This window comes from Pseudomonas sp. P1_A1, assembly GCF_056406935.1.
The window spans coordinates 192,957-215,873 of sequence record NZ_JBFTZE010000003.1 but is presented as its reverse complement, the minus strand read 5'-3'; the positions used below and the strand labels follow the sequence as shown (position 1 = coordinate 215,873).

The 22,917-nt window shown below is 53.3% G+C and carries 17 protein-coding genes and 1 pseudogene; 9 read left to right on the top strand and 9 right to left on the bottom strand.

Annotated features, from left to right (window positions below; genetic code table 11):
• The gene (locus AC1D2Q_RS06155; RefSeq protein WP_064677641.1) at window positions 1-474 is read right to left on the bottom strand and encodes a (2Fe-2S)-binding protein; all 474 of its coding nucleotides are present in this window, start codon (window positions 472-474) and stop codon (window positions 1-3) included.
• Between the two features lie 110 nt (window positions 475-584).
• A complete protein-coding gene (locus AC1D2Q_RS06150; RefSeq protein ID WP_477812596.1) occupies window positions 585-968 on the bottom strand; it encodes a putative quinol monooxygenase in 384 nt (127 codons plus the stop codon).
• Between the two features lie 698 nt (window positions 969-1,666).
• Here AC1D2Q_RS06150 and AC1D2Q_RS06145 point away from each other — a divergent pair.
• Window positions 1,667-2,074 (top strand): annotated as a pseudogene (locus AC1D2Q_RS06145) (TraB/TrbI/VirB10 family type IV secretion system protein); the annotation flags it as partial.
• Entirely contained in the window at window positions 2,071-2,292 is a 222-nt protein-coding gene (locus AC1D2Q_RS06140) for a DUF2274 domain-containing protein (protein ID WP_477812595.1), read from the top strand. The pseudogene AC1D2Q_RS06145 and the gene AC1D2Q_RS06140, both read left to right, overlap by 4 nt.
• 122 nt (window positions 2,293-2,414) lie before the next feature.
• On the opposite strand, the gene AC1D2Q_RS06135 is transcribed toward AC1D2Q_RS06140, so the two are convergent.
• The 5 genes from AC1D2Q_RS06135 to AC1D2Q_RS06115 form a co-directional block, all read right to left on the bottom strand.
• Window positions 2,415-2,933, bottom strand: a complete 519-nt coding sequence (locus AC1D2Q_RS06135; RefSeq protein WP_477812594.1) for a hypothetical protein — start codon at window positions 2,931-2,933, stop codon at window positions 2,415-2,417.
• Window positions 2,934-2,936: 3 nt separating this feature from the next.
• Window positions 2,937-3,308: a GIY-YIG nuclease family protein gene (locus AC1D2Q_RS06130; RefSeq protein WP_477812712.1), complete on the bottom strand. Its 372-nt coding sequence runs from the start codon at window positions 3,306-3,308 to the stop codon at window positions 2,937-2,939.
• A gap of 150 nt (window positions 3,309-3,458) precedes the next feature.
• Window positions 3,459-4,382, bottom strand: coding sequence for a phage exclusion protein Lit family protein (locus tag AC1D2Q_RS06125; protein ID WP_477812593.1), 924 nt, complete (start codon window positions 4,380-4,382; stop codon window positions 3,459-3,461).
• Entirely contained in the window at window positions 4,372-5,826 is a 1,455-nt protein-coding gene (locus AC1D2Q_RS06120) for a hypothetical protein (RefSeq protein ID WP_477812592.1), read from the bottom strand. Before AC1D2Q_RS06120 ends, AC1D2Q_RS06125 begins: the two co-directional genes overlap by 11 nt.
• Before the next feature lie 51 nt (window positions 5,827-5,877).
• A complete protein-coding gene (locus AC1D2Q_RS06115) occupies window positions 5,878-6,795 on the bottom strand; it encodes a hypothetical protein (RefSeq protein WP_076954081.1) in 918 nt (305 codons plus the stop codon).
• A 529-nt stretch (window positions 6,796-7,324) separates the two neighbouring features.
• On the opposite strand from AC1D2Q_RS06115, the gene AC1D2Q_RS06110 reads away from it, so the two are divergent.
• The 3 genes from AC1D2Q_RS06110 to AC1D2Q_RS06100 all read left to right on the top strand — a co-directional run bounded on the left by AC1D2Q_RS06110 (window position 7,325) and on the right by AC1D2Q_RS06100 (window position 10,261).
• Window positions 7,325-7,630 carry a hypothetical protein gene (locus AC1D2Q_RS06110; protein WP_477812591.1) on the top strand — a complete coding sequence of 102 codons (306 nt, stop codon included), beginning with the start codon at window positions 7,325-7,327 and terminating at the stop codon, window positions 7,628-7,630.
• 155 nt (window positions 7,631-7,785) lie between these two features.
• Window positions 7,786-8,883, top strand: a complete 1,098-nt coding sequence (locus tag AC1D2Q_RS06105; protein WP_477812590.1) for a hypothetical protein — start codon at window positions 7,786-7,788, stop codon at window positions 8,881-8,883.
• A gap of 286 nt (window positions 8,884-9,169) precedes the next feature.
• The gene (locus tag AC1D2Q_RS06100; protein ID WP_477812589.1) at window positions 9,170-10,261 is read left to right on the top strand and encodes a DUF3800 domain-containing protein; all 1,092 of its coding nucleotides are present in this window, start codon (window positions 9,170-9,172) and stop codon (window positions 10,259-10,261) included.
• A 72-nt stretch (window positions 10,262-10,333) separates the two neighbouring features.
• On the opposite strand, the gene AC1D2Q_RS06095 is transcribed toward AC1D2Q_RS06100, so the two are convergent.
• Window positions 10,334-11,935 carry a hypothetical protein gene (locus AC1D2Q_RS06095; protein ID WP_477812588.1) on the bottom strand — a complete coding sequence of 534 codons (1,602 nt, stop codon included), beginning with the start codon at window positions 11,933-11,935 and terminating at the stop codon, window positions 10,334-10,336.
• 274 nt (window positions 11,936-12,209) lie between these two features.
• On the opposite strand from AC1D2Q_RS06095, the gene AC1D2Q_RS06090 reads away from it, so the two are divergent.
• Window positions 12,210-12,764, top strand: coding sequence for a hypothetical protein (locus tag AC1D2Q_RS06090; RefSeq protein ID WP_477812587.1), 555 nt, complete (start codon window positions 12,210-12,212; stop codon window positions 12,762-12,764).
• A gap of 281 nt (window positions 12,765-13,045) precedes the next feature.
• On the opposite strand, the gene AC1D2Q_RS06085 is transcribed toward AC1D2Q_RS06090, so the two are convergent.
• A complete protein-coding gene (locus AC1D2Q_RS06085; protein WP_477812586.1) occupies window positions 13,046-16,852 on the bottom strand; it encodes a hypothetical protein in 3,807 nt (1,268 codons plus the stop codon).
• 901 nt (window positions 16,853-17,753) lie between these two features.
• On the opposite strand from AC1D2Q_RS06085, the gene AC1D2Q_RS06080 reads away from it, so the two are divergent.
• The 3 genes from AC1D2Q_RS06080 (at window position 17,754) to AC1D2Q_RS06070 (ending at window position 22,914) form a co-directional block, all read left to right on the top strand.
• A complete protein-coding gene (locus AC1D2Q_RS06080) occupies window positions 17,754-19,664 on the top strand; it encodes an ATP-dependent nuclease (RefSeq protein ID WP_477812585.1) in 1,911 nt (636 codons plus the stop codon).
• A complete protein-coding gene (locus AC1D2Q_RS06075; protein ID WP_477812584.1) occupies window positions 19,657-21,372 on the top strand; it encodes a UvrD-helicase domain-containing protein in 1,716 nt (571 codons plus the stop codon). Before AC1D2Q_RS06080 ends, AC1D2Q_RS06075 begins: the two co-directional genes overlap by 8 nt.
• A gap of 249 nt (window positions 21,373-21,621) precedes the next feature.
• Window positions 21,622-22,914 carry a HEPN/Toprim-associated domain-containing protein gene (locus AC1D2Q_RS06070; protein ID WP_477812583.1) on the top strand — a complete coding sequence of 431 codons (1,293 nt, stop codon included), beginning with the start codon at window positions 21,622-21,624 and terminating at the stop codon, window positions 22,912-22,914.
• Window positions 22,915-22,917: the final 3 nt, after the last annotated feature.

The window sequence follows — 22,917 nt, the reverse complement described above, 5'->3', positions numbered from 1 at the left end:
TCAGGCAAGGACTTTAGCGGCATCCGCCACCGCCGCGCGAATACGGGCGTAGGTACCGCAGCGGCAAATATTGCCCGCCATGGCTGAATCGATCTCGGCAGCGGTGGGTTGCTTGCCTTTGGGTTGGACTTTTAGAAAAGCCGTCGCGCTCATGATTTGACCGCTCTGGCAGTAGCCACATTGCGCCACGTCGTGCTTGACCCAAGCCTCATGCACGGCAGCACCGACCGGGTCGCTGCCATTTGTCGCCGCTTCGATGGTGGTGATCTTGCGACCCTCGGCCGCTGCTATTGGCGTCACACAGGATCGAATGGCCTGACCATCCAGGTGAACAGTGCAGGCGCCGCACAGCGCCGCGCCGCAGCCGAACTTAGTGCCAGTCATCCCCAAGGTGTCACGCAGGGTCCAGAGAATGGGGGTGCTGGGATCTACGTCAACCGTGTATTCACGGCCATTGATGGTGAGGACGCTCATGATAGGACAGCTCTCCGGAATGTGTGAGCAGCAGCTTGCTCTTAATAACGGCTAACTATAGAGCTGTGCCTGCGGGCCTGATTGCACAATCCGAGCAAATAATTGCCCAATCATTGACCTTGCTGTGCGCTGAGTTGCACCGGGGCGGTTTCGATAAGCGTTCTGGACACGATCATCGACTTTGTCGTATTCACGTATTTCTGAAAGTGGGCAGATGCGATGTGGCTTTTGTAGGCCGCTTCGTTTGCATAGATTTCGAAGAAGTGAAGGCGGTTCGGGTGGTCCTTTTCCGCCACCGAATAAATCGCGAGCACGCCTGGCTCAAGGCGAACAGAGTCAGCCATTTCCTCCTTGACCGCCGTTTGGTAAGCCGCCAATTGAGCAGGGTCTATCACGAGTTGTGCAATCCGCACGACTTTTTCGGTCGGCTCCGCTGCCAACACCGAACCTACCCAAATGCATCCAACTACAACAGCTATACGCAGGACCGACATGTGCATTTATTCCAGATAGCTACTAATGTGGCATTTTCGGGACGTTGAGCAAGCCCTGGGGGCATCCTTTTCAAACCATCCAATGCATGCCCTCAGATGTGCCCCCAATGTAGCAATCCACTGGAAGTGAATGGAGCTCCATGGTTTGTGGAAAGACAGAAATGATCAGCCGAACAGCCTGCCAGACGACGCCTAAAGACTCTCAGGGTCCCCAAAAAACATTTTGACTTAGCTCTAGGACGGCGGTTTCAGGATGGAATTTTGACGCTATGCCCCCAATTTTGCCCCCGGTCGCAGCGGGTGCGCCGGCGATCGCGACTGGCGATTTCTGACACGGACCAGGGTGGCCGTCAGCGGCCTTCAGTGTACGCCAGTCTCGGCTTGTTCGGAGCATGCCTGATGATTGGTTGCCCAGGGCAGGGCGTCAAGCGCACTTTAGGACCGTACAGCGTCCTTGCGCATCTATCATTTTCAACTTGATCGCTGCTCGGCAAACCCAGGCGGCTGGTCTACGTGAGCCGTAGCTAGGCGCGCTGTGCGTCGCGTTCGTGACAGTGATGGCACCGGCTACGACTGCCACGACAGCCATGCCGGTTGAGTGAGAATGAATCAGGCCATGCTTGGACTACGGCTCGTCACGCGGATGGCCACGGCCTTGGTGATCGTGCCTTCTGACTCGCTACATTCCGAGTTGGTCGAGCCGCGTGCAGATGGTATGGAGTCGCATCATTTTGCCGGACACCCCTTCGCTCGCGCTCGACAACCTAGCGGGCACTGATCCGGCTGGTTACGCTGGCCTTGAGGATGGTGTCGATTGGCACTGGGATCGCATCTTTGCAGGTGCCGCGTTGACGACATTGCTGGGTGTCGGCGCGGAGTTGGCCGCACCGGAGAATCGCCAAAACGGTGATCGCGTCATCATCGCAGGGCGTGACAGCATGCAGGACAGCGTGAATGAGGTCGGGCAGGAGATGACCCGACGCAACCTCAACATCCAGCCAACGCTAACTGAGCGTCCCAGATTGCCGGTCCGCGTCATCGTCAATCGCGATCTGATTCTGGGGCCGTATCAGCCTCTGTTCTTCGATCGGGGGATATCAAGATGAGCACATCGCGCAAGCTGCGGCTGGGGCCGCTCCCCAAGACCGAGAGCGTCAAGCCGACCATCATGTGCCCAGCGAGATTGAAAGCCGACTTGGACCGCTATGCGGCATTACACGGTCAAGCGTATGGCGAGACCGTCGATGCAGCGACTCTCATTCCGTACATGCTGGAGGCCTTTATGGCAGGGGACAGAGGATTTAAGAAGGGCGACCCGAAATAGCCGCGTAGGACACACTAGGCTTACGGTCCCACACTGCGCATTCTGGGATCCTGAAGCCTGGATCGAGCGCGAGGGACCGGTTCAACTTGGCTAGGGAACGGTCCTCAAGGGCGGCTGGACTGTTAGCCGAGCCGGCCATGGCGTTCGAGTATTCGCATCAAAATGCTGTTCGCATGACTGAAGTTCTCGCGCTGATCGCGAAGCTCATAGGCCCATTTTTCGCCGTGGAAGAGATTGTTGCGTAGGCGCCAGACGATCATCAGGAGAGCTAACATTCGGTCGCGTGGGGTGTCGTTCACCCCTTCAACAACCTCATGAACGAGACTAAGGTGGTCTGAGGGCCGGAGTTTCAGGTGAGGGAAATGGTGAGTCAATTCACCGTCGGCATAGTAACGATTCCGAAAATAGGCAAGCTCCCCCTCGTAGAGCTCAGCTCCTAGCGTTCCGTCCAAAGTCCAGGCATCGATTCGATCGCGGATGCGATCAGTCCGGGCGTGGTTGTCCATGATCTGTGCCTCGAAAAGACTCCAAAGAAAGGCGAAGTCGAATATGACGCGGCGATCAAGATCTGGTAGGCGCCGAAAGCCGGGGGCTCGGGCTTCAAGCCATTGTTCACTTGCACTAAGTTCCTTGTCAGTCATGGCTCAGTCGTCCAAGTATTCGTTGCGTGGGTCCAAGTCCGAAAAGTCCGTTAGCGTGTCGCAGTTCAGATAGTGGTACATCTGTGATGCATCTTGAAAGTGCATGCCGCACAGGCAGCCGCAGTAGGGGCAGCATTCATAGATCTCAAGGTCGCCCCATTCCCATACCCCAAGATACTCCGGCACAGCGTCACGGTCATAGCCAATGACCTGGAACGCATCAGCGTTCTTGGCGACAAATCCGTCTAGGCCAGCGCGCATGAGAATGGGCAAGATCTCTGCAGGCTCGATTGCGAACCACTCGCCGCGCACATGGGTCGACTCGAAGTGCTGATGAAGCTGGCGTTCAAGCTGAAAGGCATCGGCTACTTCGATCTATCCGAGCAGTTTCAGATCAAGAGGGTTACCGGTCTGGAGATTGCGCTTACGCTCCTCGATGTTCTTCGCCACCCCGATCTTGATAGGAGAGCATCCGTTTTCATCTTCGCCAATGAAATAGACCGGCAAGTTATTTCCCCTAGGCCTTCAACCGAGCCGGTCGAGCAGCATTTCGACCATTTCTTTGTTCGAGTAGGCGACAATGTCGAGCGGAAGGTTTTCCTGCCGCATAAGCGCGATTAGGACACAGGCCGTGAAGGCCCAGAATGATGAATCGGCTGGCAGAGTGTAGCCACGGATCATTGCTGTCAGCCGTTCGGTGATCGGTGGATATTCGCTATTGCCCCAACGTGCATGGGGCGGCGTCATCGCATGAACGATGACGGCGGCGAGCGTGATGCCCATCGCACGCTTGTTCTGGACCTGGGCGAAATCGTGTCCGTGTACCTTCGCATAGGCGGCGAGCTCGCTTGTCATGAAAGTTCGGGCATAGGTGTCGCAGGCGATTTCCTCTTCAGGTCGCGTAGAGGGCGCGCGTTTATCGGCGCAGAACATGACGTGCTGGAATTCGTGTAGCAGGGCGAAGGCCAAGGCGAGCGCAACAAGGTCGAATGCCGCCATGTGCTGAATGTTGCCCAGGCCATCATGGTCGGCGCTCGGCAGGGGGATGTCCACCGGCCAGGATACGTCTGAGGTCTGTTCGGCTGTGATGAGCGACCGGGCGGCGGCGATGCGCTGCTTGTAGTCGAATTCATATTGGCCGCGTTCTTCATCGACACTGAGGGCTTGGTCGAGCGGTAACCCGTTGGATGTCGCGACAACTAGGGCTGGTGCGTACACTTCGATGGCCCGCCACGAGCTGAAGCCAAGCAGCCAGAACAAGTCGATCGTCTTAGTGTCGAACTGGATACGTTTCCCGTTGGCATTCATCGTCACGCCCTTTCTACTTGGCGCGACCTCGACGGCATGGCCGTATTGGCTCCAAAGACCGCTGATTTCATCGGCTCGTTCGGGCACGGCGCCGCGGAGGAGATGTAGGATGATCGTCCGATCAGATGGCTCATTCGTCATTGTCGTTGTCTATTCTGTGCTCGTGGGGGGCAGGTGGTTGGCGACGGTCACGCGGCTTGCTCGTCACAGCGGGTTTGCCGTCCATCTGTAGATGAGTGATCGATGAGATGACTGAGTTCGCCCAAATCGTGCTGCATTCGATGTCGCCATCGCGTTCAAACCAGTGGGTCGCGCCGGGGATGAGATCAAACGGGATGGGATGTGTTGCCAATGGGTTGTGAAACACTTCCAGTTCCTGACACCAAGCTTCGCCCCACGGCCAGAGTGCTTGGTATTCGGCACTGTCGACGGCAAGGTTGAAATCGATAGGCTCTAATGCGCCCGGAGTTCGGTCGAAGAGAATGCCGCGCCTGATCATCGTCAGCCCGGGCGGTCGCCATCCTGCCAACAAACCCATGCGGTTGAATTTGGCGAGCGTTGCAGAATTACTGAAGATGACGACCGAGAGGTGTGCGAAATTTGGGTCGCGGAAGAGCCCAGCAGGAATGCTGTGTTGGCCCGTCAGATTTGCGATCGGCACTCCAATCGCGCGACGATCAGTGCCATCTCCGGTGACGTCCGCGCGTAAGCCGTAAAGGTAGGTGGGAAGAGCCTCGCGGCTCCAAACCATGGAGCCGAAATCATGGAAGTCGGCGATCGCTAAGGCGAACGGCTGTCCTTTTACATGGTCCAGTTCATGATAGTTGCGCTGGAGCTTGCCGCGCAGCGTCTTTGCGAATCGTTCCGCCGGGTTGCCTGTGAGCCGTTCAATGCGATCCTTTGGGGCATGAACCCATTTCCCGATGCCGCCGGCGCGTGGAAGCTCGGAGTTTGCTGTAACTGCCTCAATCCAGCATGCGTTACCTTCTTTCTCGATCAAGAAGTCGGGAGAGACATGGTCTTGTCGGACGTTCAAACCCTGCTCACGAAAGCTGCTGAAAAGGTAGAGCTCAAACAGACGGGACGCTAAGTTGTTGGTTTGAAAATCCGAGACGAAATTGGCGTCGGGGTTGGGAAGCGCGAGGTAGCATTCGCCGACCGCCATGAGCGCCGGCAGATGGTTGATCGTGGTTGTCAGCAGCTGGAACTCTGGAGACGTCCCACGCGGCCCCGATTTCAGCAAATGCGGGCGACGCCTGACTCCTGGCGGCAATGGTTCCGGTGGATCACTGGCACGCATAGCGACGGTGAGTCTGTCTAGTGCAGCCTCGGGTGTGGAGTAGGGCCCGCTTTCATCTACTTTGATCCAACAGTGGTCGATGCGGCGGCGCATGGCCAGATATGTGAAAGCTCCTGTGTCCGGATCAAGAAGAATGCGGCCGGTTACGCCACCAGTTCCGGCCTGATAGGCACTGAAAATATGTGCGGGGTCGAAATTGGGACCGTGCTCGAGCGACAGGGCATAGAGCTCGAATTGGCGCTGGCTGATTAAGGTGAAAAGTCGAGTTTCGCCGGTTGCGGACATGGTCGGCCTCTTAGCCCTGTATGTAGCAGATGCGCGAATTCAAGTTCCTCTTCACAAGGACTCCGTTGCGGCAAGGATGTCGGTGGACTCCCAGTTGTCGATCTGGCGGATGGTCACGAACTCACGGTCCCAGACGCCCCAATTCACGGTCAATGGTGCCTGTGCCAGGGGATTGTGAACATAGGTGATTGGCCGAACCTGACGCGAGAGGTTGCCAAGGCCCACCCGTGACCAGATCACGCCAGAGATATCTGCGAAGCGCTCGTCAAGAAATGCCGAGCGCGGGATCGGATTCCGTTCTCGGTGGATCAAGGGAGAGACGTGAAAGCCTTCTTCGATGACATCGCCTGTATCGCGATCGATAGTGAGAAAAGCATCGCCGATGGGGAACAGCGTCGTCATGATGAGTGGTAAGGGATGTTCGGGGACATAGATGCCGAAGCGGCTGGCGCTGATCGCGACGATGCGAGCGTCTTCCGGGGCGATCACGCCCTGTTCGATATAGCGGCTGATCTTCCTTGCTTTGGTCCAGAATGCCCCGGAGGTCCGAAGTTGCGCTTGACGGATCGGCGCAGCAATAAGGCCACCGCCCTCATTGATCGGCACAGGACGCACAATCCGTTCTGGTCCCGCAGCGCCTCCGTCTGGAGCTATAGCTTCGATCCAGATACGGCGATTCTCTTCAAGCACGCATAGGTCGGGCTGGCCGCCTTTGCGCTGACGGTCGGCGACGGGCAACAATGTGCGCCCCGCCTCAAGAAGTGTGCAACCCAGATACATCTCCCAGAAACGTCCATCCACGTCACGTGCGAATCCCTGGCGGAAGTCTGGATCGGCATAGGGCTCGTAGTGGGTCCACATCTCTTGCAGTGTGACGCGAAGCTGCTGCTCAACCGGGCTTTCGGCGGCCTTCAGGTTCTCGAACCCCAGATCGAGATTGGAACCGTCGACATCGAATAGGTCGCTCATTGTCTGATTGTTTCCATATGCAAAATATTCTTTTCTCGTGAGAGTATTATTAGGTATGTGTGCGTCTCAAGGACGACGCTAATGGCCACAGTGGTCAGGCGTCGATCCAAGAGAGACAGCGCGCTCTGGATTGTCCTGCGCCTGATATCCTAGTAACAGTTTGGCTGGTCCGGTTGAACCTAGCAGAACATGTGGTCGCTAAGGTACAGCGGTTGCTTGAGGTGCTTTTACGATAGGGTGACGGGCTGGCTGCACTGGGTGCAACCGTAGGACTGAACAAATCGATTGTCGAGCTGACCGGCTTTGATCCTGCCGAGGTAGCAGCCGACGGTTGGCTGGCCTATCCGGCGCTCGATCAGTTGGCTCAGGTGGCATCGTTGAACATGGCTCAGCAGATGTTCCTCGCCCGCTGCAAAGGCTTGCACGAGGTGTGGCAGCGCATTCCCAACGGATACTATTGTTGGAGCGGGCTGGATGTCCGACGGGGACCGTCAGGGACCTGGGATGCCTTCGGCTGTTGCAGGCACTCTTGAACATTCCAGAAGGACTGAATGCTCAGGATGAGGCAAACGATACCTTCGCCTCAGCCAGGGAGCCTGTGGATTGGAGCGATCGCAATGAGTCCATGGCCTCCTTGTTCTTGAATAACGATCTCAGAATCGCCGATGCGCACGAGGACGTTGATCGCTGCTTGGCGACACTGCAAGAGCTTGGATTCGATACCGTAAACGTCCATGCAGGCTACGGACGAGCACTTGATTTCATCTTAGATGGTGTTATCAATGCTTTGGGGGTAATGGCCTCGGCTATCGAGAAGCTGTTTAGGGGCAGCTGAGGGGACTGATGGAGCAGGGGGGGGCGGCTTAAGCTGTCTCCTGTATGCACGTAAGACGGCCAGATCGTTTCAGCAGCGATGCTGAAGGACATCTGACAAATGACATGGAAAGACTGGCTTGCTCAGCAAAGCCAATTAACGCGAGGACAGCAAAGATGTTCGATAACGCCGAATTCTTCAAGAAAGAAGAACAGCAGTCGCACTCTTTCATATTTTTTGATCAAGGCCCACCCTATTGCGAGCTAGGATGGAAAAAATATAGACAATTCAATAGCCTGATAAATGAGTGGCTCCAGGAATTTGGGAAAGTACATGGCGTAAAGGTCTATGTATATGAGTACGAGTTAATTTTCGTTGAGGGTGCATTTTTATGGGGCTTCAGCTTTCTTGAGTCGGACTGTAAAAAAAGAGACGAATTAACCAATCTCCTATTAAGTGGGGTGATGAAAATTATAGACTCATTCCCCAGCATGAAAGGAAGGGGCATACTAAATAATCATAGCAAAAACTTTTCACTACACCCCGACCTGGCGATGCACTATACCGGCTTGGTTTTAAATGCTGAGTATTCACTAGAAGCTTCATACCGGCCACCAAAAGAAAAATCATATGAAAAAGACGACATCGATCTTGATATATTCAAGAGGCCGATATCTGTAGTTGAATTCAAGAGATTAATACAGGAGCACCTGTCTATAAGTTCAAGTAGCGATTTGAGCTACATTCATGCGCCAGATGGGTTTTTCTCAAACAAATATCGGGCAAATAAATACCTAAGAGAAGAGTTTTTGCCTATCAATTATTTTTTGATGAAGAGGTCGATACCAGATCATGCCATTCTTGAACTTGGCACAGAAAAAGAGAATTTCGATGCTAAAATCACTGATGATGAAAATAACCAAGAAATAATAATAGAGATCACTCTGGGGTGCCCGAAAAACGATTATCTTTTGCACTCGCTAGCTAGCCAGACGCACGACGGCACATTTCCACTAAAGACAATGGCGTACCTGAAGCAGGAAACCGATACTCTTGCCGCCAGAGTTACAAAAGCTATCGAAGATAAACACGATAAAAACTATCAAGACAAACGCATCTTAATGGTAGTTGTGCCAAGCGAATACACCTACCAGGGCGAGGAGTACATAATCGAAGAAGTCTTTGATGAAGTGCGCGATTCTGTAAAATTAAAGAAAGGAAATTTTACGGAGATAATCATGCTGTGCGGAAAGAAATTCTTCACCCTTTTCTGAAATTAATTCATGAAAACCCTGGAGAAAATTTCTAGCATTGGCAGCGCACCGACCTCATGGTCAAAGACAGTCGAATCAACAGATCAGCAGGCTCTTTGGCGCACTTTGATCAAAGAGTCGTTCTTCCAACTGCAACGGGACATTGACGTTCTGCAGAGGTGGCAGGAAGGCACCAAAAGCCGCCAGCTCAAAGAAAGGCGCAAACGCGCCCGATCCTTAACACTAGGTCGAGCGCGCGCTCAGAATGCGCTATACATCCGAAGGCGAATCATTTCAGGGACAGAACATGACTACCGTCTATATTGATGAAAGCGGCCACAGCGGGGACATGATCAACAGCGGCAATGCTTACGACTTCAAGGGCCAGCCCTACTTTGCCCTGGCCGGCATTGGTCTTGAGGACGGTCATGACTGGGACGATCGCATCAATGAGCTGCGAAGCCGTCACCGCATTTCTGCCGGCGAACTCAAGTCCAAGTCGCTGACAGCCAAGCCAAGATTTTCGGCCGAAGTCATCCATGGATTGCTTGATCAGCGCGCTCCGCTTTTCATCGAGGTGGTCGACAAGCGTTTTTTTATCTGCACCAGCATCACCTCGTTCCAACTCTTGCCAGCATGCCTTGGCTATACCGAGTCGGTAAAGCTCCACTTCATCAAGAACACGGTGGCAGACTTCCTGTACTTTCACGCGTCCGAACGTGCCCTCGATACATTCGTCGCCTCGTGCCTGGCGCCGGGTGACGCGACGCTCCGCGCCTCATTCGCCGTGCTGCGCGACATGGCTACAAATCTGGGCTATACCGGATCGGCCGTGCAAATCGCGGAAGGCATTGCCCACATGGTGCAGGAGGCTGAAGCCGAATACAGCGAGCAACGTGATAACGGTGGCGAGGCTTGGTCGCGGTTTCTTCCGCCCCCCGATCTCAACAAGCATGCGAAACAGGTCTGGATGTTGCCGAACCTGACGTCATTCACGAGTATCTACGCTAGGATGAATCGCTATTACAGCAGGCGCTTGGCCGGCATCCGCTTGGTACACGACCAGCAATTGGAGGTGGAGAACATTCTGCGCCAGGGAAAAATGACGGCCGAAAACCTGAGCCGCTCCGTGGATCTGCCCTACACCCCGCAGTCTGACTACCGCTTCGAGGAAGAAGCCAGCATCGAGTTTGCGCAATCGCATGAGGCCATCGGCGTGCAGCTGGCCGACATCGTTGCGGGCACCGTGATGCGCTACTTTCGCGACACGGACGCCGGCACACCCGTGTCGAGCGAACTGCGCGAGGCCATGATGCGACTCATTGACGAGGGCGATGAGCGAAGAGGCTATGGCCTCAATCAAGTAGTAGCCACAGTCAACGTCCGACATGCCGAATGAGTGATTCAACTCTGGTGTCATCCATCATCACGGCTCACCCCCGTGCGGCGGACACCTGAGCGCAGTAGAGGGTCAAGGCAGTGAGGCATCCAGCGCTGTTTCAAAGGCAGATGCGTTGTCCCTCAGAACGTGATCTAAACTTCCGAATACATTCCGAAGCTCTTGCCGGTAGGCGACCTTCGTTGGCAAGTTGGCCCCCTGGATCACGGCGGTCAGGAATGACGCTGCAACATCCGCCATCTTCGGATCGCCCTGGAGTTGCACATGGCTGCGAATGGCGATTTCTAGCAGATACGTCTTGAAGGAAGCAGATAGTTTCTCACTCGGAATGATGTCTTGCAGCATTGCGCCAAGCACCTTAGTAGTTTCCTTGGAGATGTAGTGGCGATCAAAATTACCGGCAGAACGCGTTGCCTGCGGGATTTCAGAGTCATCCATCCGCACGCACTGCTCAGCCCAATCCGTGGCGATGCTGACGAGGCGATAGAGGATATAGTGAAAGGGCGTCGGCCACTCCTGATAGGCATCTTCGTCGGGTGGTCCGGACATTTGCTTGAGGATCTTTTCGGCGAAGTCGTCAAAGTAGTGCAGCCACATATGGTCTTGGAGTCCCTGATGGATGCCTTCGTGCACCATGATCTCAAAGAGCGTGATGCCGGAATTGATTGGACAGCGAAACCGCCCACTCTCCTGGTAGGAGCCCAGCGGCTGGTTAAGCTTCTCGGCCAAATTCCGGTCTTCATCCAAGCGGCGGCATACTGAGTCACCTATTGCCGCCTCCAAGCCGTTCTTCACCGCCATGGCTGCATCAGCGAAAAAAAAACGAAGTAACCGATTGCTTTCCGGCAGATACAAGCGGCTTCCACCATTTAGATTTTGATTGTTTTTCAGCTCGACATAGAGACGGCTTCCCGGCGCGTCCAGCAATGCTTCGATGTAATGCGCTATGAAGTCGGAGCGTATTGCTTCGTCAGTCTCCAGCAGTTTGAGGCAGAAATGTGGGTGCGCCTGCGCCAAGTGAACGATCAAGTCAGGTGAGGTGAGCAGATTCAACAGGATCTCCCGGGCTTGTAGGCTGGCCTGGTCTCGCTCCGCGCATCTTGATTTCAATGTTTGCAACACGCGGCGCCACTGTTTGCGCCAGGCTGAAGGGGACTTAGGGGCTTCCCCACGCAGGAGCGCAGCCAGTTCATTCTTGGAATTGCCCCGGTTTTCGATCCAGCGCACCAGCCAAGACTGTTGCTGGGTCAGGGAAATGAGTGTCGGCAGTTGGGGTTCGACCAGCAGCACCAGCTCGTCGTAGCGTTTCGTCAGGTGCAGATTTTCGATCAGCTCACGAAAGACGTGAACTCGCCCTCGGGCCAGTGTCGGAAAGCGGGTTCGCCAAAAGAAGTAGAGCGCCACCGAGAGCAGCAGCAGATACACCGCACTGGAACTGTCGAGCCCCCATTTCCAAGGCCCCAAGCTGTAGTACAACCCAAGTTGCACCAAGGCCGGGGCGAACACCAAGTAGTGGACAAGAAAAAGCACTGATCCACCCACGACCCAATCCACCCAGGTCGTGCAGAAGCGAAGCCGGAGTCGGTTAGTGGGAGAGATGAGCGCCCACACGGCGGCGATGACTCCCAATATGGTGAGCAGGCCCGTAGTGTCTATAGGAGCGGAGGCCGTCATTGGAGCTGTTGCATCCTTCCGTTGGTCGATGGGGTCACACCCAGGTGCAATTTGCGTCCGTACCGGTGCAAAGCATCAAGGTGAGGAAAACCGATGTTTGTTCCCAAACATCGGACAATCAATCTATGCATCGAGAGCTCAATGCTGCAGCCGTTAGCGATCCAGCCTAATCCTCAATCGACGTGCGCGTTCGCGGAAGGCCTCTTCGCCGCCCTCCAGAATGTCGCAAACCGCCTTGCGAATAGCAGTGTTCTCAAGACCGCCAGAAGTGTATTTGAATGGGGGCAACCCGTCGATTGGCTTCCTGGAACTCGTCAACTCACTGCATTCGCGAGCAGATGGGTTCCTCGAGCAGCTTGAGTCAGCAACTGCCGATTTTGTTCCTTGGGCCCCAGATTTCACGTTCTTCAGCCCTGATCTTATCGCTGGTGAGGTCAATCTATCGAAACTCTATGCCCAGAGTCTTCCCGCTCCAACCAAGCTCTCGTTCCGCCAGACCGACCAGGTGGATGACCACGCTGAGCAAGTGCACGAGTTTCTGCTGCGCAACGCCGATCTGATAGTCGGTTCGTTGAAGGCCGGTCCCAAACCGCTCGAGGAGCTGCTGCGGCTTGAGGGACTGGTCTACGAGGGGGCGGAAGGGCTTGCCGACTTCACGGGTGTCTACTCCTACCCCGAGGTCTTCGAGGTGGGCGAGCAAAGTATTCGCGTCGTGCATCAGGACGAGCTGATCGAAGTATCTCCGGACAGCTCTGTTCTGGTCACCAGCAATCCGATTCTGTCTCTGGAGGTAGCTGATGTCCCTATAGGCTGCGGCCGCTCAAGATGAGGGCTTCTGCCATGTAGATTGTACCGAGCGCGTGCTGGAGCAAGATCAACCCTGACGCTGGGTATCTGAACCCTCTTTTTTTAAGCGGTCCGGAGCCCTCAATAAAATCAGTAACTTACGAAGAGGGCGAAAAAGGGCCCTGTGCTCCCCCAATGGGCGTCGACCAAAGCGCAGAGCCGAGCAAACCTCGCTCTGCAGCTGCTGCAATAGGACACGGTCGCCGACTCAAATTTTTTCGCAGCCTTGTGCTGTGATGGAGTTCTCATTCCAAATCCTTCAAATCAACCCTCATCACTGTCCATGGGTGGTTTGAGATGTAACAAGTGGTGGTAGATGTTTACATCACTCTGATTGATTTTACGTGTTTCCTTATAGTATCTGGCGTTAAAGCTATTTCCCTGTGTTGTTATGAGTTGTAATCCGCTTTTGTAATCATCGTCAAAGTCTCTGTAGTCGCATTTCTCAACATGTCTAACATAGGATTCGCACAGCCGTGAGAAGTTTTCCGTAGCGACATAGATCACTACAAATACCGTACTCATACCCATGGAGTTATATCTGCCGATCTTGTTCAGGTGCTCATCAATTTGTGTAGTGTCGATGTAGTTCCCAAGCCTAAAACCTTCAAATAGGAAAACCGGGTTTCCCCTTCCATCCCGTACCCAACCATCAGTCTCGCCGACACCCTTACCGCTGCCTGAGCGCCCAGTACGTGACTGATCCGGCATCGTCCAATTAAGAAAACTCATGCGTTGACATACGAGCGATACAAACCAGTCGTTAATCATGTCTTCCTCATCGAGCATGATCGTGCTCGCGGACGCTGGAGCCAATTTTTTACGCTGGAGATTTCCATTACGTTTCAGTAACTCCCGACCCACATGCTCTACCAATTCGAACAGGTACTTATCAATATTTGTTGTGGCATTCATAAATATTTGACTTTGATCGTATGCGTTCATGTCCTTGATTGTAAGCCATGCAAGACGCAGCTTGTCATGAGAGGAGTCAATCTCAGCATTGAGGATTGGCTGAGGCTTAGAGAGGCCCACGGTGCCGGTGCTCCTGAGGCTATTCTCAATGGCAGCGATTTTCTCTTCTACATCGAGTGGGAAAGATCGATGAGTAATACGTATCTGTTGGAGATAAGACAGTGCTTCTTCGGCGCTTCTCATACGCTTGAGATACTCTGCCCTCAGTGGAGCTAATTCATAGGCCTTCTGCTGCTGGGGCGATGCCACATTCCAGAATCGTTTGAAATCGTCGAAATTTTCCGTTTCCAAGCAGAGCTGAAGAATGTAATTTAGCTCAACATCGCTGAGTTTGGCGTCGAGATCCGTCTTGAAAGTTTTTTGATAGGTGTCCAACCAGCGCTTTAAATAAAACTCAAGTGGTTCGGGTCGAGCAATGTCAGTGGGCCAAGAGAGCGCTACTTTGATCAAACCCGTCGCGTTCTGTAGTGTCTGTTCTACATCGAGCACACTGCTGAACATGTCCAGTGCTTTGGCATGATCCACAAACATTGTGAGGGAAGCAATCAGGTATCGCTTGAAGCTTTGAACTTCATTGGTGATCTGTTGTTCTTCGCTGGATATTTTATATAAGCATAGTCTATTGATTTTTTCCTGGTCTGGCAGCTTCTTGTTGTCAAATATGTCTTTAAGGTCTAGTTTGGCAGATATTTCAGCAATCTTGTTTTTGAAAGTTTTGTGAGAGTATTTCCTGGCGTAGTCTAGATATTCCCTGGCAATTTTCATCTGACCATTGTTAGCGGCTTTCAGGATGATATCGAAGGCTTCGGGGGTCCAGTTGGTTGCCGCGTCTTCTAGATTGCGCTCAGCTATCAGTCCTACTACAAGTTTCTTGTTCTCATATGCAGTAGTACGCTCTAGCATTATAAATAGCGCTCTTAAGGGGGCCTCCCTTCGCCGCAAAATTGCAATTAGCTCTTGAAATTCTATCGGAGTAAAATTGTTAGCTACATTGCAAACTGTTGGCCATAGTTTTATAGGGCTGTAGTCCGAGTTATCATGCAAATAATCGAAAATTCCAGACTGCCACTCTGAATAGAAGCCAAAGCGTTCGATAATACCCATGAGCTTACTTGCAAAAATACGCTTCTCCACTGCGTGCTCTGGAGTGTACTCAGTTTGCGTGAAAAGTTTCAGTAGCAATCGGGTGTGCATGCGAGCAGCGAATACGGTGTCTCTTTTTTCTTTGGCGGGGTCACCTGAATCGATCGCAGGTTGATCATCAAGAGCACTGATCCAGCGTTCGCGCTGCTCGGCTAATGCGTTTATATAGACGTTGAGCCATTCAAGCTCATCAAATGCGAGCGGGTCATCAACTGCATTCGTGTCACCATTCAGGCGGTCATACAGCAGTCCTAGGTAGCTATCGATCAATGCCCCGCATGCATCAAGTGCATGGGTACTCGAATTATGGTGTGACTTGGATGAGGCCAAATCCCAGTCAAGGCACCAGAATAAAATCAGCCACCCTCCGAGGGGTAGATATCGGTCCCCTATACGAGCCTTCTGAAGGTGTTCGTGCGCACGATTGATGAGTATTTGGCGGTGATCCTCTATGAGGTACCTAACTTGTCTTGAATCATCCAAGTACCTCACGGTACTTATGGTCTTTTGGAGGCTAGGCAGGCGAGTGTCTGCTATTAACTTGTGACGAGAGTTGTAGTTGATCTCGTGGTTGGCGAACCAGGCGATCATTTCGCAAAGCTGATCTATAGCTTCGGGTAGGGCTGGTAGGCGAACATACTGCTCGTAGCTGTTGTAAAATAGTTCAAGAGCTTGAGCCCATACTAAGTCACTCCAGTTCCTCTCATAAGAGGCATATTCTGATATGGGGCGCATGTTCCGCTCTATATTTTCATAAACACCGATCAAGCCAAATTGGTTTGTCTTCGGGTTCGAGAGTAAGAAGCAAAGATAGGGAGGGTGATAGATATCACTGAACAGGGCTCCGACCAATTTAGGGGAGCGATGGGCTAAATCGATTAGTTTCCGGGTGAGAGGGAAGCTGTCTCTGGGGGAATAAAGGTTATGCTCGCGCTGGAGGATTAAGTGAACTAAGTGCTCGCTAATGCCTCCGATCCCTTGGAATCGATAATGTGTTACATCTTTCCACCATTTTGCACCCTCTATGAGCGTGGTGGGGGGGCTGCTTGCTAGATTGTAGATCATACTTTCAAGCTGAGAGAAATCAAGAGCCTCACAATAAGATTCCGCTTCTTGGCTGACTTCGTCAGGTTGTCCCGGTCTTTTCCGCACCACTAAAGGAGATGGCTTCTTGATGATGTTGTTAACACTATTGTGACTGATAGCGACATTGGCTGCGCAGTCTGCCCAGCTATCAAAGAGTGTCTTATCTGCAGCGATATAGTTGAAGGCGCAGTCAAGGAACTGTTTAACGTCGATATCTAGATCGAAATCGATTTGGAAGATAGCAATACTGCCAGCGGCCAGTCGCATCCTGGTGATGTAATTGGAAAAAGCGGTATCTGGGTCGACTGAGCCGTCTATCAGTCGTTTCCATAGGAAAGTGCCTACGCCTTTCAGGTCTTCGCGCTTTACCTTCAGCCGATAACCTTCGGCTCGGGATTCAAAGGTATCGCGCAGGAAGGCCAGGTCGATCGAGGTAACGTCTTCTTGGCAAAGTCTTAACTGCGGGGGTTCCCAGACATCGTTGAGGTACCGCAGCTCGTACAGAAGGGTGTGTGCATCTAGCTGATGCCGCAGCTTTGGCGGCATGTCGGGGGTTGAGGGCACTTTGGGCTGTACGGCCAGATAGTCATCCGGGAATGCGATAACGCGGGCCTGTTCAAGCTCCGAGACGTCCACCGGGTAGGCTAGACAAAACTCTGCTCCTGCCACTGTTGGCCAGGAATCTCGCCCCTCTAGCAGGGCTGTCACGTTCTCTCGGTTTAGAGGTCTCGGGTAGATATGCGCAGCGTGAATGTAATGAGCGATCCGCTCGTGAAGGGAGTTTGGAGAGGCCACACGCGAAGGGTGCGTGTCTTTGTAGAGCGCTAGTTTTCTCTCCAGATCTTTGATCAGATCATACGAACTCATGTTCTTCCGAAATCCTTGGTGGGTCGCTCACTGCGTCGACGCCTGTGCTGGTAGCTTACTGAACGGTCATGGTTTTTTCGATAACGCGAACACCATCATTCGCCCGGCTAGTTGAGCGGGACGCGATTTGGTTCAGGAGATTATCCTTGCGTGTGTTTTACGAAGCCTTTGACGCTGTTACGCAGAATGCCTTGGCAGTCGTCAGCTTGGCCGTTACCGGGTTAACGCATGGACGGCAAAGCCTCACTCAGTCTTGAGGTGCGCGAGCTCGGCGCCAGGCCGGGCCTTAATCGCAACACTCGATTGCGTTATATACGGTCGGGAATATGCCCCACAGGGACGGGCGATCCCAGGCGCCGCCATCCAGGCAACGCACAAAGAACTTGGTACCGCCTGGGTTAAAAGCGTGAAAAGCGGCTTTTCGGGCTTCGATTTCAGCTTCAGCCTCCGCCGTACTAGGGGCGCCAACTCGTGCCTGTTGAGCTCGACGAGGGTCTGACTGCGGATTCCACGCTATCCGGACACTCAGCCCACGAGCATCTAGATGTTCATTCCACGTTCATCCGGACAGGAATTCGGAGCGCACTGACGCAGGTTGACATTCCTACTCTGAAGTGATCGCCGTCTTCAATTTCGTCATGCGTTTGCGCATCGATTCGCTCTGTAGCTCGATGCGATAAGCGTTATGTGGCAGCCGGTCGATGATGGCATCGCCTTGGGGGCGGTCGCCGATCAGCGCACTGATCGATTCTGGGTCAGCGCGCCGTCAGCCACTGGGTCAATTCGACGTCAGTTTACCTTGCTCCAGCTTGAGGCAATTGAGGCAGCATCCATCACATATCCGTTATTGCACGCTTCAGCTCAATAGGATTTGATCTGCAAAACAAGGATGGAGTCGTTCATGTACCTCGCTGAGCTAACGATCAAGAACTTCCGCAAATTGCGTGACGCCAAGCTGAAGTTTCAGCCGGGACTGAACGTGTTGGTAGGCCCAAACAATGTGGGCAAAAGCGCCGTAGTCGACGCGCTTCGAACCCTTCTCGCCGGTCATGATGAACCGTACCCCCGTCTTGATACTTCTGACCGACACCGTCCCAAGGAAGGCGAGCCGGCAGGCGACATCACGTTCCATTTTGTCTTTAAAGGACTCAGCCATGAGGATGAAGCAGACTTCATTGCGGCGCTAACACCTTGTGAAGACAACGCTATGGAGGCGCACATCCATGTACGGTACACCGATGCGGATCAGACGGGACGATTCAAAGTAAAAAGATGGTGCGGCGATCATCAGGAGGTCGCGCTCACCTCCGATATGATGGAGAACCTTCGAGGCGTCTATTTGCAGCCTCTGCGTGATGCGGCCCAGGGGCTTCGTCCTAGCCGAAACAGCCAATTGGCCCGCTTGCTTCATCTTTTGACCGATGATGATGGCCGCAAGACGATTAATGATGCGCTGAAGAAGCTGGATGACGAGCTTCAATTGAACGAATCAATCAAGAGCACTCATGCCGCAATTTCCTCCCGTCACGGCTTGATGATGGGTGAGCAGTTGGCGCAGGCGCTTGCTATTGGCCTAACTGCCACGGACTTCCAGCGTCTTTCGGCAAGGCTCTCCATCACTGCAGAGGCGTTGGAGATTGAGCAAAACGGCCTTGGTTTCAACAACCTGATCTTCATGGCTGTGGTGCTGAGCGAGCTGGCTAAAAATCCCGATGCTGCCTATCGGAGTTTGATTGTAGAAGAGCCTGAGGCGCACCTGCATCCACAATTGCAGCGGGTTTTACTTCGCTACCTCGCTAGCGTGCCTAAAAGTGAGGGCGAAAAATCAGTTCAACTCTTCGTCACAAGCCATTCCCCCAATTTTGCCAGTAACTCAGAGCTTGAGGCGTTGGTCTGTCTGGTTGAGAACGAGGCAGGTGTGCAGACGTTCTTCCCCCGTGACATAACCTTTGAGAAGGGGAAGCGCGAAAAGCTCGAACGCTATCTGGATGTAACCAGAGCCGAGCTGTTTTTTGCTCGTCGAGTGATCTTCGTCGAAGGGGCAGCCGAGCTCATGCTGGTCGATGCACTCGCAAAACTCATAAATCTCGATCTGCGTGAGTACGGTGTCAGCCTTATCAGCGTGGAGGGGCTCAATTTCGATTCCTTCCTGCCATTGTTCGGCGAAAAAGGTTTGCGGATTCCGGTTTCTGTAATCACTGACGCCGACCCCTTCGAAGAGGTAGAGATTCAGGGCAAGGCACAGTGTGAATTGAGTGATGAAGTGATCGAAGATCTTCTTGCTGAGGCTAGCTACCAGGAAGAGGCTGGTGAGCCAGAGGAGGGGGAACAGCCAGAGGACGAAGAGCCAGCTGAAGCCGAAGTCGGAGGGAAAAAGAAAAAGGTCAAGCGTGTTGAGGTCTTTCCTTCCCTTGGGGATGAGGTGCGGATCTCCAGCAATGCAACCAAGATGAAGGGTATGGAAGATGCATTTGTGAAGATCTTCCATGGTTTAAAAACTCTGGAATATGACTTGGCGCTTCTTGAGGAGAATCGTAAGGCCATGCTGGCGGCTCTCGGCGATCCCCATCCACGAATTGCCAAGGCGCTGGGCAAGATCGTCAACGCTCAGCCAGACAACACGGCGAAAGCCAAGGCACTGTTTTGCGGCATGTTCGAGCGCAAAGATAGTAGCAGCAATGTGCAGAAAGGCCGTTACGCCCAGGCACTCGCCGAGCACATTGCTAAGCATCCTGGCTGTAAGGTACCCGAGTACCTGGAGCAAGCAATCCGGCACGTCTGCAAGGGAGTGAACAAGCATGAGGATGTCTGATGAACAGAAAAATGTCATCGGCGCCGAGTTGGGTCCGATTTCAGTAACGGCGTGTGCTGGAAGCGGAAAAACTGCTACCGCAATCAGGCGTCTGATCGCAGTTCGGCAGAAGATGGAAAAAAGCCGAGGTCGTGTCGTGCTGTTGTCGTTCTCCAATGTGGCCGTCAACACGTTCAACAAGGGATATCAACAGCTCGCGTCGGCGCTGCCGGATGATGCCAATCRCAAGCTAGTAGAGGTCAACACGCTGGATGGTTTTTTTACGCAGCACGTACTTCGACCTCATGCCTATCGGACCATGGCAGCGACCAAGGCTGCCTACCTCGTAGCAGGTTCTGAGCCGTTCCTAAGTAACTATCAGTATTGGCCAGGGGGAGATGACCGCCCGCTCACGGTCAAGGAACTAAAGGTAGGAATGGAAGACGGGAGTCCGTTTTTCTTCGTCGATACCCACGCAGGGCCAGCACACCTTGTCACCTGGAAGGCGCTAGATTCTGTCACACGGCTAGGCAGCACAGGCGCTTACACCCATGACCTCGGACGCTACTGGGTTTATCGAACCTTGGTAGAGCAGCCGGCTGTGCTTCGAGCTTTAGTAGCCCGTTACCCGCAAATCATCGTTGATGAGTCTCAGGATCTGGGCACGCTGCATCAGGCTATCTTGGAACTCCTGATAAAGGCCGGTGCAACCGTGTCCCTCATCGGGGACGTCAATCAAGGCATCTACGCTTTCGCGGGCGCTGACGGCATGTTTCTGCACACCTACGAGGCGCGGGCCGGTGTCACCCCATACAAGCTGACTCGAAATTATCGTTCGTTACCACCGATCATCGACATTGCGAACCGACTTTGTGGCAGGAATGACAAACCAGATCGAGATCCCGAGGCGGGGGGAGCTTATTTCATTGGGTACAAAGATTCGGAGCTCCCCAGGCTATTTGACTCCTTCAAAGCTCGAATCGACGAGTTGAAAATTCAGCACGACGATGCGGCAATTATCTGCAGATCGGCTGATCGAGCGGTGGTGCTGGCTGGAAAGGTCGTCCCTCCGGGACAAGGCACCGTTGCCATGTTCAGTGAAGCGGCGTTGCTACGAGATCAGCAAGGGCGCTATCAGGAATGCTTTAAATGTGTATGCAGGGCTGTCGTCGGTTTGCTGGATGATCCTCCCCACGGACTCAGTACCGAGTTACAAGGTGCCCCGCATGAGGGATGGATGCTGCGGTTGAGGCGACTGCTATGGGCCTTTATTCGCAATGAAAACGCTGGTTTGCCGTCCTCAACTCTCATTGCCAAAACCGATTGGCATCCCAGGCTTGTGAAGAATCTTAAAATCCTGCTTGCGACGATCGAAAAACAGTTTGGATTGAAGGCAGTTGGCACCCTTGGTAACAGGTTGGCAAAGACCAAGCTTCTGGAACTCCCTCTTGCTGGTGAAGGTGCRGATGCCAAACAGGGGCCGGGTATCAGGGTAGAAACGGTCCATCAGGTAAAAGGTGAGTCCATCGGCGCAGTGCTGTATGTGGCGAAGAAGCCTAATGTTCAAGCATTATTGGCAGGCACCGATGGCGAAGAGGGTCGTATCGGTTATGTGGCGGTAACCAGAGCAAGAAATCTGTTCTGGTTGGCAGTGCCCATTTCCTGCATCAAAGAGTTGCGACACGAGTTAGGTGCAGCTGGTTTTGAGGAGCTTCCTGCTTTGAAGTAGATACGCACGAGGAGCGCAGCAGCAGAGATTCGACAGGCTGCGTTAATGACACGGTACGGAAGTCTAGTAATAGTTTTTGCGTACCAAAATGGTGTCCGTCTTCAGGGGCTTGCGTATCGCCGCTTTGGGAAGGTGTTTGGTATCGACGGGCGCGTTCTCGGTTCTAAAGTTGAAGAATGTCTGGTGTACCGCCATTGCGGCCAGCATCGGGATATGAATAGCAGATCAACGCTAGGTGGTGAGATTTTCATGAGCACTCCAATCACACTGTCTGTGGGCGATATTGATCTCACTTATAATACGGGCTACATGGGTATGGACCACGGTATGCTCTATCAGGAGAGCGACCGCCGGTTCCGTCGTCACGGCAATATTGATTACAACTACGCCCATAGCCCTGAAGGCATTCTCCAAATGGAGTTATGTTTTTGCCGAACTCTTGGTTCCATGGTGTCACGGCTGGAGCTACTCGGGTACACAATGGGATCAGTCAAATCGGAGTATGAAAAGCAGGTCGTGCTCGACCGCGACCAGTTCGCCGAGTATGAGCCCACCGAAGTGCGGCCCGAGCGTTTGACGTTCGAACAGTTTGTTGACTTCATCAAGGCGCATGCTTTGAGGGACCTTAAAAATGAGTATGTAGACGGCTATGATGCCGAACATGCGCATGGACAAGGCCGCTTCGCCGCTGATCCAGCGGTTTCGCTATTGCCGAGCGGGGTTTTTGACCGCGACATCGGAGGTTATTCCGAGCGCAGCCACTTCGGTACTCTGATCGGCTTCTTGAGCCCGTACTCAACCCTTCGGATCCTTGCTGAAAATCCTGCCAACCTGAACGAAGATGTTGTTTGGGATTACGGCAACTTCGTTGATGCCGGCTGGGCAAAAAACGAGGATTTCGTCGACAGCGCGCGTCGAACCCAGACTTATTTAATCGCGACTGAAGGCACATCTGATACTCACATTTTGAAGCGCGGCCTATCGCTGCTAAGGCCAGATATCAAGGATTTTTTTCGCTTCATCGATACCGAAGAGCGTCACCCTTTCTCCGGTACCGGTAATCTCTCCAAATTCGCGGAAGGGCTGGTAAAAATTGATGTTCACAATCGCGTAATCTTCCTTTTAGACAACGATGCCGAAGGCATTGATACCTACCGGAACCTCCTTCAACGCTTTAAATTCCCTGTGAACATGAGAGTGATGACGCTCCCTGATTTGGATGAGTTGCGCGATTTCCCGGCTAAAGGGCCGAGTGGGGTTGCGAATGCTGATATCAACGGCTGCGCGGCGGCTATCGAATGTTACCTCGACCTCAGGCTGGAGGGCCGGCCATCCCCACAGGTCACTTGGACGAATTACAAGGAGTCGCTGGGTATATACCAAGGTTCGCTCGACTACAAAGATTGCTATGCGAAGGCGTTTTATAAGGCGACCCCTGAAGCCATTGAATCAGGTGCGTATGATGCGAGTAAGCTACAAATTGTGATAGCGGCGCTTCTTGAACAGTGCAGTGGTATAGCTGCAGAGATGCTCGATTCTTAGACG